12 protein-coding genes are annotated in these 11,876 nt (G+C 74.9%); 9 read left to right on the plus strand and 3 right to left on the minus strand.

Annotation, left to right across the window (positions count from 1 at the left end; translation table 11 throughout):
- A partial coding sequence (locus RWM17_RS07590; RefSeq protein WP_314102441.1) for a hypothetical protein occupies positions 1 to 1,011 on the minus strand: 1,011 nt, incomplete at its 3' end.
- A gap of 253 nt (positions 1,012 to 1,264) precedes the next feature.
- On the opposite strand from RWM17_RS07590, the gene RWM17_RS07595 reads away from it, so the two are divergent.
- The 7 genes from RWM17_RS07595 to RWM17_RS07625 all read left to right on the plus strand — a co-directional run bounded on the left by RWM17_RS07595 (position 1,265) and on the right by RWM17_RS07625 (position 8,867).
- On the plus strand, positions 1,265 to 2,197 hold the full coding sequence (locus RWM17_RS07595; RefSeq protein ID WP_314102443.1) for a WcbI family polysaccharide biosynthesis putative acetyltransferase: 933 nt from the start codon (positions 1,265 to 1,267) through the stop codon (positions 2,195 to 2,197).
- Entirely contained in the window at positions 2,194 to 3,279 is a 1,086-nt protein-coding gene (locus tag RWM17_RS07600) for a hypothetical protein (protein WP_314102445.1), read from the plus strand. The genes RWM17_RS07595 and RWM17_RS07600 overlap by 4 nt, the downstream gene beginning before the upstream one ends.
- Positions 3,276 to 4,664 (plus strand): glycosyltransferase, encoded by a 1,389-nt coding sequence (locus RWM17_RS07605; protein ID WP_314102447.1) that lies wholly within the window; start codon positions 3,276 to 3,278, stop codon positions 4,662 to 4,664. Before RWM17_RS07600 ends, RWM17_RS07605 begins: the two co-directional genes overlap by 4 nt.
- A gap of 210 nt (positions 4,665 to 4,874) precedes the next feature.
- Positions 4,875 to 6,008 (plus strand): ABC transporter substrate-binding protein, encoded by a 1,134-nt coding sequence (locus RWM17_RS07610; protein WP_314102450.1) that lies wholly within the window; start codon positions 4,875 to 4,877, stop codon positions 6,006 to 6,008.
- Between the two features lie 11 nt (positions 6,009 to 6,019).
- Complete coding sequence (locus RWM17_RS07615; RefSeq protein WP_314102460.1) at positions 6,020 to 6,928, plus strand: ABC transporter permease; 909 nt, start codon at positions 6,020 to 6,022, stop codon at positions 6,926 to 6,928.
- A complete protein-coding gene (locus RWM17_RS07620; protein ID WP_314102452.1) occupies positions 6,925 to 7,788 on the plus strand; it encodes an ABC transporter permease subunit in 864 nt (287 codons plus the stop codon). The genes RWM17_RS07615 and RWM17_RS07620 overlap by 4 nt, the downstream gene beginning before the upstream one ends.
- Positions 7,785 to 8,867, plus strand: a complete 1,083-nt coding sequence (locus tag RWM17_RS07625; RefSeq protein ID WP_399540268.1) for an ABC transporter ATP-binding protein — start codon at positions 7,785 to 7,787, stop codon at positions 8,865 to 8,867. Before RWM17_RS07620 ends, RWM17_RS07625 begins: the two co-directional genes overlap by 4 nt.
- A gap of 66 nt (positions 8,868 to 8,933) precedes the next feature.
- On the opposite strand, the gene RWM17_RS07630 is transcribed toward RWM17_RS07625, so the two are convergent.
- Entirely contained in the window at positions 8,934 to 9,206 is a 273-nt protein-coding gene (locus RWM17_RS07630; RefSeq protein ID WP_314102454.1) for a hypothetical protein, read from the minus strand.
- A gap of 195 nt (positions 9,207 to 9,401) precedes the next feature.
- On the opposite strand from RWM17_RS07630, the gene RWM17_RS07635 reads away from it, so the two are divergent.
- Positions 9,402 to 10,208 carry a DUF817 domain-containing protein gene (locus RWM17_RS07635; RefSeq protein WP_314102456.1) on the plus strand — a complete coding sequence of 269 codons (807 nt, stop codon included), beginning with the start codon at positions 9,402 to 9,404 and terminating at the stop codon, positions 10,206 to 10,208.
- On the opposite strand, the gene coaBC is transcribed toward RWM17_RS07635, so the two are convergent.
- On the minus strand, positions 10,186 to 11,436 hold the full coding sequence (gene coaBC / locus RWM17_RS07640; RefSeq protein WP_314102464.1) for a bifunctional phosphopantothenoylcysteine decarboxylase/phosphopantothenate--cysteine ligase CoaBC: 1,251 nt from the start codon (positions 11,434 to 11,436) through the stop codon (positions 10,186 to 10,188). The two genes, RWM17_RS07635 and coaBC, sit on opposite strands and share 23 nt — an antisense overlap.
- A 178-nt stretch (positions 11,437 to 11,614) precedes the next feature.
- Here coaBC and RWM17_RS07645 point away from each other — a divergent pair.
- Positions 11,615 to 11,876 (plus strand): NRDE family protein (locus tag RWM17_RS07645; RefSeq protein ID WP_314102458.1); only part of this gene is annotated, 262 nt, incomplete at its 3' end.

An 11,876-nucleotide genomic window follows, 5' to 3' on the forward strand; every position in this document is an offset into this window, starting at 1 on the left:
GGGTGCGTCTCCGCGCGCCCGCACGAGCGAGGAGACGGCGGCCGCCAGCTGACCGGCGTCGCCGGCGTCGAAGGACGCGGTGTCCACGGCGGCGGGGTGCTGGTCGGCGACGTGGCCGACCCGCGGCGCCGCGACGGGGACGCCGAGGTCCCAGCTGAGCTCGACCCAGCCGGAGTGGGTCCCGTGCGAGTACGGCAGCACGACGACGTCGAGGTCGGCCAGCGCCTCCGCGAGCTCGTCGTCGTCCAGCCGCGGGTGGACGACCAGCGACACGTCGAGGTGGCCGGGGGCGTCCGCGACGAGGGCCTGCACCTCGGCGAGCGCCGCGGCGTCGCGGACGCGCTCGTTGACGTCGACCCGCACGACGACGGGCCGACCGGCCTCGGCCAGGAGCCCGGCGGCCGCGATCAGGGTCACGACGGAGCCCGGTCCGTCGACGTTGGGACGCAGGTCGCGCAGGCTGACGCCGACGACGACCTCGTCGTGCGAGGTGCCGGTCGGCGCGACCGAGTCGAGGGGGAGGAGGTGCGGGTGCGGCACGACGACGGGCCGGCGCCCGAAGGTGCGCTCGACCTCGTCCGCGGCCCCCGCCGTCAGCGTGAGCAGCTCGTCGGACTCGGCGACCAGCAGGCCCAGGTGGGCGAGGTGCGGCGCCTGGTCCGCCAGCTGTGGGTTCACGAGGTCGTGCACGGTGTGGACGATCGGCAGCCGTGCGGCACGGGCGGCGTCGACGACGCGGCGGAGGTGCTCGAGGTCGTACGACTCGGTGCCGAAGTGCACGTGCAGCACGTCGACCTGGGCGGCGTGCTCGGCGATCCAGCCGGCGTCGAGCACGACGGGCGGCCACCAGCGGGCGGGCTCGGCGGGGTCGGGTAGCGGGTCGGCGAGACGGACCACGACCCGGGCGACGGCGGAGTCGTCGGCCGGCTCGAGGTGGCGGACGTAGGGGTGGCCGGCGGGCACGGACGCGACGCGCAGGGCGTCGCGGGCGGGCGGCGGGGTGTCGATCATCGGGCCTCCTCGGCTCAGTCGGGGCGCGACGGTCGGGCAGACCGTCGGGAGGTGAGCCGGGGCGACTCGGGGACCCTGGGGAGACCGGGGGCCCGGTTCGCGTCGAGGGAGGGGGCCGATGGGAGCGGCCTTCCTGCACCATAGCCGGAGAAGGGCCTCTGTGCCCGGTGACGCAGAGTGGCCCTCACGGGGCGCCATCCAGCACGATGGGGTCGTCGCGTCTGCCACCTGCGGGACGCCACGGAGAGGCACCATGACCCAGCACACCCCGGCCGTCGACGGCCGCACCCGGCACTACGGGCATTTCTACGGTCTCGGCGAGCCCGAGGGCGACGGTCCCGTGGCCGTCGTGATCGGCAACTGCCAGGCCGAGTCGCTCCGGGTCGCGCTCGACGGGGGCGGCCTCCGCACCGTCCGGACACCTGCTGTTCACGAGCTCGTCACCGCAGACCTGCCGCACCTGGACCGCTGGCTGGCCCGTGCCTCCGTGCTGGTCTCCCAGCCGGTGCGCGACGACTACCACGACCTCCCGCTCGGCACGCGGCAGCTGACCGGCCGTCTCGGCGCCGGGGCACGCGTCGTCGCCGTGCCCGTCGTCCGCTTCGCGGGCCTCTACCCGACGTCGGCGATCGTCCGGCCGCCGAACGACCCGTCGCTGGTGCCGCCGCTGGTCGACTACCACGACCTCGTCGTGCTGGCCGAGGCGGCCGCCCGGCGTGACGGCACGACGCCCCCGGTCCCACGGCTGGACGCCGAGTCGGTCCGGTCGGTCGCCGCGCTCTCGCTGCACGAGCTGCGGAAGCGCGAGGAGGCGCACGACGCGGTGGTCGCGTCCGACCTGTTCGACGACCCGTCGTTCGCGCAGATGCGCACCCTCAACCACCCGGGCAACCCCGTGTGGACGGCGCTCGCGTCCCGCGTCCGCGATCGCCTGGGGCTGCCCGAGCACGTCGTCGACCCGGGACGGCAGCTGCTCGACAGCGTCCACGCGCCGCGGCTGCAGGCGGTCGTCGACGCCTTCGGGCTCGACGACGAGGCCACCGACCACTGGATCGTCGAGGGCACCCGGGTACCCCGCGAGGAGGTCCGGGAGGCGCATCTCCGGTGGTACGAGCGCGAGCCGCAGGTCGTCGACGCCGGCCTCGCCCGCCACGCCGACTCCCTGGCGCTGCTGGGGCTCGCGTGAGCGCCGACGGCCGCACCGCGTCGCACCCGGAGGCACCTGCCCTCGTCGTGACCGACGACCCGCAGCACGGCGTGACGGTCCTCGCCCGGCGCGTCGCCGACGCGGTCGCCCGCCGCACGGGTCGGGACCTCGCGGTCTCCCCGTCCGACCTGACCGGGCCCAGGCCGCCCGCCTCGGCCCACGTGCACTTCACCGACCGGCTGTGGGCGACGTCGCCCGAGGACGCCGCGGACCGCCTCGTCGACCTCGCCGGCCGTGTCGCCCTGACGGTCACCCTGCACGACCTGCCGCAGCCGTCCGACGGCGAGCGGAACCTCGTCCGGCGTGGCGACTGCTACCGGCGCGTGGTCGAGGCCGCGGCGGGCACGGTCGTCAACAGCGAGCACGAGGCGCTGTTGCTCGCCGAGTTCACGACCGACGGGGTGCGACCCGGCGTCGTCCCGCTCCCCGTGGACCTCGCCCCGCTGCTGACCGGACGGCCCGCGGCCGACGGCACCGCCGCCGTCATCGGCTTCGTCTACCCCGGCAAGGGCCATGCGGAACTCGTCGACGCCGTCGCCAGGCTGCGGGCCCGCGGGGACGACGCGGCCGGGTCGCTGCGCGTCACCGCGCTCGGCCGTGCCAGCGCGGGGCACGAGGCCGAGACCGACCAGCTCGTGTCGGACGCCGCCTCCCTCGGGGTCGTCCTCGACGTGACCGGGTACCTCGACGACGCGGTGCTCCTCGACCGCTGCCGCCGCGCCTCCGTGCCGGTCGCCGTGCACCGGCACGTCTCGGCGTCGGGGTCGATCGCGACCTGGATCGGCGCCGGGCGACGCCCGATCGTGCCGGACACGCGGTACTCCCGCGAGATGGCGGCGCTCCGGCCCGGCACCCTCACCCTGATCGACGACGATCCCGACGCCCTCGCGGAGGCCGTCGCGCGGGCCGTCGCCGACCCGGGGTCCACCTGGCTGGCTCCCGACGCCCGGACGGCGCCCGACATCGACGACGTCGCGGCGGCGTACCTCGCGTGGTGGGCCGGACGCGAGCGGCCCGGCCGCGACCAGGCCGGCCGCGAGCGCACGGGAGCCACGTCGTGACCGACGAGCGACGAGACGAGGAGGCGCCCGGCCGGTCCCCGAGGCAGCGCAGGGGAGTCCCGGGCAACCGCTGGGACCTGCTCGACGGCTTCGTGCCCGACCCGCTGCCGACCGTCTCCGTGGTCGTGGCCCACTACCGCCAGCAGGCCGAGCTGGACCGGACCCTCGCCGCCCTCGCGCGGCAGGACCACCCGGCGGAACTGCTCGAGGTCGTCGTGGTCGACGACGGTTCGCCCGAGGCACCCCGGGTGCCGGCCGGCGTTCGGCTGGTCGTCCAGGCCGACGAGGGCTTCCGCCTCTCCGCCGCCCGCAACCTCGGGGTGCGCTCGTCGACGGGCGAGGTGCTCTGCTTCCTCGACGCCGACACGGCGCCCGAGCCCGGCTGGGTGACGGCCATGTCGAGGCTGCCCGCCCTCGCGCCGGAGGCCGTCGTCGTCGGCACGAGGCGCCACGCCGACTTCGGCGGCGTCGCCGTCGACGCCCCTGTCGAGCAGGAGGGGCCACGGCACGAGCTGCCCGCCCCGCGCTGGCTCGACGACGCCTACCGCGCCAGCCGCGACCTGCTCGACGCCGACGACCGCTCGTACCGGCACGTCATCGGCGCCGTGCTCGCGTGCTCCCGCTCGTTCCTCGAGACCGTCGGCGGCTTCGACGAGGACTTCACGACCTACGGCGGAGAGGACTGGGAGTGGGCCTGGCGTGCCTGGCGCGGGGGCGCGCTGCTCGCCCACGAACCGGCTGCCGTCGCCTGGCACGACGGCCCGGACTGGGCCGGCCGCGACTCGGTCGACCGCCAGCGGCAGAAGAACGGCGAGACGCTCGTGCTCAGCGGGCTCGTCCCCGTCGAGGGCTCGCGGCCGCGAGGGCTGCGCGGGGCGACCCCCGACGTGCTGGTGCGGCTCGCCGCGGCGCCATCGGCGGGCACTGCCTGGCTCTGCGTCGACACCGTCCTGGCCGCGCTGCCCGGCTCCGTCGTCGTGGTGCCCGACGAGCACCTGTCCGTCTTCGCCGCCGACGCGCGGGTCGTCGGCGCCTCGGACGAGGTGGCCGCCAAGGCGACGCGCACGGCGCGGGTGACCGTCGACCTGCCGGCCCCGGCGCGCGTCCGCGACGCTGCCCCCCTGCTCGAGGCGGTCAGCTCGGTCGGCGTCGGGGCCCTCGGCACCGTCGAGGTCACGGAGGAAGCGACGGGCGACGGGCCGGACGGCACACCCGACGAAGGAGGCGGCGCCCCGGTCCTGCGCATCCGCTCGAGCCGCGCCGAGGCCCGCGCCCGGCTCCACGACACCGAGGAGTTCTTCGAGACCCGCCGCGTCGCGGCGACCTGGTGCGAGCGCGTCGAGGGCGAGCCCTCGCTCGCGGCCTACCTGGGCGGCTGGGGCTGACCCAGGCAGGCAAGACCGGGGCGGGCTGACCCGAGACGGCGACGCCCGGCGGCCGCAGGCCCGCGCGCCATCGACCGTTCACCCGCGCTCCACCCGGCGCCCCCCGGACCGACGCCGGGCTTCCCTACCGTGCACGCAGGCCGACCGACGCCCCTCCGCGAGCTGATCCCCAGAACGCGACCGGCGGCCGAGCACCAGGAGGACCCACCCGTGATCGACAAGCGACACCTCGCCGCCGCCGCCGCCCTCGGCGCCCTCGCCCTCGGCCTGACCGGCTGCTCGGCCTCCGCCGACGCGTCCGACACGGCAGGCGCCTCCGGCACCGACGCCGCCACCGCGACCAGCGCCGCCGACCTGGGCGGCATGGACGCCCTCGTCGCCGCCGCCGAGGCGGAGGGCGAGCTCAACGTCATCGCCCTGCCCGACACCTGGGCCAACTACGGGAAGATCATCGACGCCTTCGAGGCCGAGTACGACATCACGGTCAACTCGGACAGCCCCGACGTGTCGAGCGCCGAGGAGATCACCGCCGCGCAGAACCTGAAGGGGCAGGACGGCGCCCCCGACGTCTTCGACCTCGGCTCGGCCGTCGCGCTGGCGAACACCGACCAGTTCGCGCCCTACAAGGTGACGACGTGGGACGACATCGCCGACGACCACAAGGACGCCGACGGCACCTGGGTCTACGACTACACGGGCCTGATGTCGGTCGGCTACGACGCGGACGCCGTCCCCGAGCCCACCAGCCTCGACGACCTGCTCGGCGACGACTACAAGGGAAAGATCGCGATCAACGGCGACCCGACCCAGGCGGGCGCCGCCGCGGCCGCCGTCCAGTGGGCCGCCCTGCAGGACGGCGGCAGCGCCGACGACGTCCAGCCGGGCATCGACTTCTTCGGTCAGCTGGCCGACGCCGGCAACTTCCTGCCGACCGACCCGACCCCGGCGACGATCGCCTCGGGCGAGACGCCGGTCGTCTTCGACTGGAGCTACAACAACCTCGCCGCCGCGGCCGACGCGGGCGGCCGTGACTGGAAGACCGCCGTGCTGCCCGGCACGGCCCTCGCCAGCTACTACAACCAGGCGATCAACGTCGACGCGCCGCACCCGGCCGCCGCGCGCCTGTGGCAGGAGTTCATCATGGGCGACACGGCGCAGAACCTGTACCTCGCCGCCGGCGCCTACCCCGTCCGCCTGGCCGCGATGGTCGAGGCCGGCACCGTCGACCAGGACGCCCTGGACGCCGTCGGCGAGCAGCCCGAGGACACCGTGCAGCTGACGAGCGAGCAGACCGAGGCCGCCTCGGCCCTGCTCGCGCAGTCGTGGGCCGCGGCGATCGGCTGATCGTGACCACCCTGGCGGAGACCGTCCCCCAGGCCTCCGTCACCCCGGACGGCGTCGTGCCCACGAGGGCCCGGCGCCGTCCCGCGGCGTGGTGGGGGCTCACGCCGTTCGTGCTGTACGTCCTGGCGTTCCTCCTGCTGCCGTGCCTGCTCGCGCTCGGCACAGGCCTCGTCGACGGCGACGGCCGGCCCACGCTGTCGAACCTGACGGCGCTCGGCGACCCCGTCGTGCTCCGCACCTTCGTCAGCTCGTTCCTCGTCTCGGGCGTGACGGCCGTCGGGGGAGCGGTCGTCGGCGCCGTCGTCTGCTGGGGCCTCACCGCCCTGCGCCCCGACGGGCTGGTCCGCAGCCTCGTGGACGGCGCCGCCAGCGTGCTCGCCCAGTTCGGCGGCGTGATGCTCGCCTTCGCGTTCACCGCGACGATCGGCATCCAGGGCGTCGTCACGCAGCTGCTCCTGACGCGAGCGGGCGTCGACATCTTCGCGGGCGGGGCGTGGATCTACGAGGTACCCGGTCTCCTGCTTCCCTACCTGTACTTCCAGGTGCCGCTGATGGTCATCACCTTCATGCCCGCGGTCACCGGGCTCAAGCCCCAGTGGCAGGAGGCGGTCGCCACCCTGGGCGGGACGTCCCGCCAGCACCTGCTGCGCGTCGTCGTCCCGGTGCTGGCGCCCGCCTTCGCCGGCAGCCTGCTCCTCCTCTTCGCCAACGCGTTCTCGTCGTACGCGACCGCCGCGGCCCTGATCAGCCAGGGCTCGCAGATCGTGCCGCTGCAGATCCGCGCCGCCCTCGTCAGCGAGACCGTGCTCGGCCGCGAGAACGTGGCCGGCGTGCTCGCCCTCGGGATGGTGCTCGTGATGGTCGTGCTCATGGTCGGCTACTCCCTGTTGCAGCGCCGCACCGACCGGTGGACGCGATGAGCGCGGTCGGCCGCCGCACGACCCGCGGCAGCGGCCCCGGCGCCGCCTCGCCCGCCGCCCGTCGCGCGGCCCTCGTCGTCATCGGCCTGGTCTTCGCCGTGCCGATCGCCGCCATGGTCGCGTTCTCGCTGCGGAGCGCCGACGGCACCGGCCACGACCTCGGCCACTGGCTCGCCCTGGCCGACCCGGAGAACGGCCGCGCCTACCGGAACCTCGTCGAGGGCGTGACGAACAGCCTCGTGCTCGCGGTCGTGACCGCCGTGCTCGTCCTCGTGATGCTCGTGCCCGCGATGGTGCTGGTCCACCTGCGGTACCCGCGGCTGTCGCGCGTGCTCGAGTTCGTCTGCCTGGTGCCGATCACGGTCCCGGCGATCGTGCTCGTCGTCGGGCTCGCGCCGGTGTACTCGGTCGTGGCCCGCCTCCTCGGCTCGGGGGCCTGGACCCTCGCCCTCGCCTACGGGGTCACCGTGCTGCCCTACGCCTACCGGGCCGTGCAGTCGGACCTCTCGGCGACCGATCTGCGGACCCTGACCGAGGCGTCTCGGACGCTCGGCTCGAGCTGGCTCTCGACCCTCGCGCTGGTCGTCGTGCCGAGCCTCCGTCGCGGGCTGCTCGCCGCGGCCTTCATCACCGTCGCCGTCGTCCTCGGCGAGTACACGATCTCCTCCCTGCTGAACCGCGTCACCCTGCAGACCTCGCTCGTGCAGATCAGCCGCAGCGACCCGTTCGCCGCCGTGATCGTGGCCCTGCTCGCGCTCGCCTTCGCATTCGTGCTCCTCGTCGTGATGGGCCGGGTCGGCTCGATCGGCACGGCGCGTCCCGCCGCTCCCTCCTCCACCTCCCGGAAGGCCCTCTCGTGACCGCCACCCTGCCCGAGCGGCCCGCCGCCGCCTCCGCGACGTCGACCGCTCCTGTGGGCGCCGCCGTCGCCTTCCGCTCCGTGGTGAAGGAGTACGCGGGACACCGCGCGCTCACCGGGTTCGACCTCGACCTCGGCGCGGGCGAGCTGGTCGCGCTGCTGGGCCCGTCGGGCTGCGGCAAGACCACGGCGCTCCGCAGCCTGGCCGGCCTGGAGGCCGTGACGAGCGGGTCCGTCTCGATCGACGGCCGCGACGTGGTCGGCGTCCCCACGCACCGCCGGGACGTCGGCATGGTGTTCCAGGCGTACTCGCTGTTCCCGCACCTGACGGTGCAGCAGAACGTCGAGTTCGGCCTGCGGATGCGGCGCGTGGGCCGGGCTGAGCGGGCGACGCGCGCCGGCGAGATGCTCGACCTCGTCGGGCTCGGCGCCCTCGGCGCCCGGTACGCGCACCAGCTGTCGGGCGGCCAGCAGCAGCGCGTCGCGCTCGCCCGCGCGCTCGTCACCCGGCCGCGCGTGCTGCTGCTCGACGAGCCGCTGAGCGCCCTCGACGCCAAGGTGCGCGTCCAGCTCCGCGACGAGATCCGGCGCATCCAGCGTGAGCTCTCGATCACCACGCTGTTCGTCACCCACGACCAGGAGGAGGCTCTGGCGGTCGCCGACCGGGTGGCCGTCATGCGCGCCGGCGGGATCGAGCAGATCGGCGCGCCCGAGGAGCTCTACGCGACGCCGGCGACGCAGTTCGTCGCCGAGTTCGTCGGGACGAGCAACCGGCTTCGCTCGGAGGTCGTCTCGGGGCGGGTCCGGCTGCCCGGGGGAGAGGTGCCGGCCGTCGGCGTCTGCGCGGACGGCCCGGTCTGGGCCTACGTCCGGCCGGAGGACGTGGTCTTCGCCGACCGGGGCCTCGCCGGCACGGTCGAGCAGGTGTCGTTCCGCGGGGCCACCGTGCGCACCGTCGTGCGGACGGCGGGCGACGTGCTGATCACCCTCGACCACCGGGCCGACCGGCGTCGCGCCGTGGGCGACGGCGTCTGCCTCGCGATCACGGCACAGGCGGTCGCCGTCGCGGCGATCGACTGACGCTGCGGCTGAGGCGGGCACGTCCGAGGGCAGGGCCGCGGCGGCCGGGCCGCCGCGGCGAGCCCGCTAGTCGTCGTGCTTCTTCGTCTTCTTCGTGGCGATGGCGTCCCGCTCGCCGCGCAGCGACTGTACGGTCTCCGGGTCGAGGAAGTCGATGAAGGGGTTCGGCTGGCCCGTCTTGTCGGCGACGACCTGCGTGTAGGCCGAGGCGGCCTGGCGCACCTTCTCCGTGGCCCGCCCGGCGCGCTTGGCGCTGACGGGACGGTCGCTCATCACCTCGCCGTGGTGCTCGAGGGCCTTGACGAGGGACTTGAGGGCTGCGTCGATCTTCTTGCTCACGGGGGCATTGTGTCGCACGGAGGTTAACGCGCAAGTCGACGTCCCCCGGTCGGCGGTCGACGTCCCCCGCCCACGACACATGTCGATCTCCTCACGACGGACGAACGAGATGCTCCCCGAGGACGACGCGCCGTCGGGTCCGCTGCTCGTAGCGTCGAGCCGACGCCGACCCCACGGCGTCGGGGGGAGGTCGTCGTGACCGGTGCACGATACGTCGCGGGCAGCCGCGCAGGAGGCGCCGACCGCCTCCTCGAGGCCGGTCGCGACCTCGTCGCGTTCGGCGTGCAGCAGGCGCTCTCGTGCGCGTTCGCCGTGGCCGTGCTCGCGGGCCTCGCCCTGACGAGCGTCGTCGACGTCGGGCTGCCGCGCTACGACGCGATGCTGGTCTGGTGCGTGCTCGTGCAGGTCGTCTTCGTCGCGACCCGGCTCGAGACCCGTGACGAGCTCGTCGTGATCTGCCTGTTCCACCTGCTCGGCCTCGGTCTCGAGGTGTTCAAGGTGGCGGTCGGGTCGTGGTCGTACCCCGAGCCCGGCGTGCTGCGGATCGGCGACGTCCCGCTCTACAGCGGCTTCATGTACGCGGCGGTGGGCAGCTACGTCTGCCAGGCCTGGCGGCGTCTCGACCTGCGGGTCGACCGGCTGCGGATGCTGCCGACCCTCGCCCTCGCGGTCGCCTTCTACGTCAACTTCTTCACGAACCACCGGTTCGTCGACCTGCGCTGGGCGCTGCTCGGCGTGGCCGTCGTGCTGCTGGGACGCAAGGGGGTCACGTTCCGGGTGCGGAGCCGAGACCGGAGGATGCCCCTGCTCGTCGCCTTCGCCCTGATCGGCTTCTTCATCTGGATCGCCGAGAACGCCGCGACCCTGATGGGCGCCTGGACCTACGCCTCGCAGGCCGACGGCTGGTCGATCGTGCACCCCAGCAAGATCGGGTCGTGGATGGTGCTCGTCGTCTTCAGCTTCACGCTCGTGCTGTGGCTCAAGCAGCGCCGAGCAGGCTGACCACGGCGTCGAGCAGGGCGCGCGCCGTGTCCGCCTTGGTGCCGCTCGACTCGCCGACGACCGCGCCCTCCCGGCCGAGCAGGACCGCGACGGACTCGTCCCGGCCGAAGCCCTCGGCCCAGCCGACCTGGTTGAGCACGAGCAGGTCGGCGGGCTTCCGCGCGAGCTTGCGGCGGCCCAGGGCGATCAGGTCGTCGCGTCCGGTCGAGGTCTCGGCGGCGAAGCCCACGACGACCTGGCCCGTCCGGCGCCGTGCCACGAGGCCGGCCAGCACGTCGACGGTCCGCACCAGGTCGAGGGTGAGGCGATCGCCCGCGTCGTCCTTCTTCAGCTTGGCGTCGGCGACGGAGGCGGGCGTCCAGTCCGCGACCGCGGCCGCCATCACGACGACGTCGGCCTCCTCGGCCGCCGCCGTCGTGGCGACGTCGAGCTCGGCCGCGGTGCCGGCGGTCCGCAGCTCGACGCCCGCCAGCTGCGCGACCGCAGCCGCGACCTCGTCGTCGACGTGGGCCGCGACGAAGACCACACGGGCGCCACGGGCCGTGGCCTCGCGGGCGACGGCGAGGCCCTGCTTGCCGCTCGAGCGGTTGCCGAGCCAGCGCACCGGGTCGAGGGGCTCGCGAGTCCCGCCGGCGGTGACGACGACGACGCGGCCGGCGAGGTCGCGACCGGCCCGGTCACGGCGTCGCGCCTCCTCGGCCCGGCCCGCGACGACCGCGAGCGCCTCGTCGACGATCACGTCGGGCTCGCTCAGGCGCCCGGGGCCGCTGTCGCCGCCGGTCAGCGGGCCGTCGTCGGGACCGACCACGACGACGCCCCGAGCACGGAGCAGCGCCACGTTGTCGGCGGTCGAGGCCGCCCGCCACATCTGCGTGTGCATGGCCGGCGCGACGACGAGCGGCGCCGTGCTCGCGAGGACGGTCGTGCCCAGCAGGTCGTCGCTCAGCCCGTGCGCGAGCTTCGCGAGGGTGTGCGCGGTCGCCGGCGCCACGACGATCAGGTCGGCCTGCTGGCCAAGGGCGACGTGGCGGACCTGCGCGACGTCGTCGAAGACCGAGGTGTGCACGGGGTTGCGGCTGATCGCCTCGAGGGTGGGGGCGCCCACGAACTGGAGGGCCGCCTCCGTGGGGACGACGTGCACGTCGTGGCCCCGGAGGACGAGCTCGCGCACCACGGACACGGCCTTGTAGGCGGCGATGCCCCCGCAGATGCCGACGACGACGGTCAGGCGTCGGACACCCGCGCCGGCGTCGTCGTCTGCTGCTGCTGTCGCGACGGTGTCGGCAGTGCTGTCGGTCACGGTGGTGCCCCTGTCGGTCGGCCGCCGAGCTGGTGCCCGTCGGCGGGTAGCGTTGCAGCCACCACGATGCCGCATCCCGACGGATCGTGGCGGAGGAGGCAGCACCGTGTGCACCGTCGTCGTGTCCGTCGCCCCCGGGGCCGAGTGGCCGGTGGTGTTCCTCGGGCTCCGCGACGAATCGGCCGACCGCCCCTGGGATCCTCCTGCCGCCTGGTGGCCCGAGCTCGGCGACCGCGTCGAGGGCCTGCACGACCGCGAGGCCGGGGGAGCCTGGCTGGCCACGGCGACCGGGCCGGCCCGCGCCTCCGTCGTCCTCAACCGGCGGGAGCAGCCGCCCGTCCCCGAGGGGGGCTGGCGCACCCGCGGGG

Origin of the sequence: uncultured Frigoribacterium sp., from assembly GCF_963515265.1 — a bacterium.
Taxonomy (GTDB): domain Bacteria; phylum Actinomycetota; class Actinomycetes; order Actinomycetales; family Microbacteriaceae; genus Frigoribacterium.

Bases quoted from the DNA above. Each gene is read 5' to 3' on its own strand.
- RWM17_RS07595 (WP_314102443.1), top strand. From the start codon at position 1,265: ATGACCCAGCACACCCCGGCCGTCGACGGCCGCACCCGGCACTACGGG.
- RWM17_RS07620 (WP_314102452.1), top strand. From the start codon at position 6,925: ATGAGCGCGGTCGGCCGCCGCACGACCCGCGGCAGCGGCCCCGGCGCC.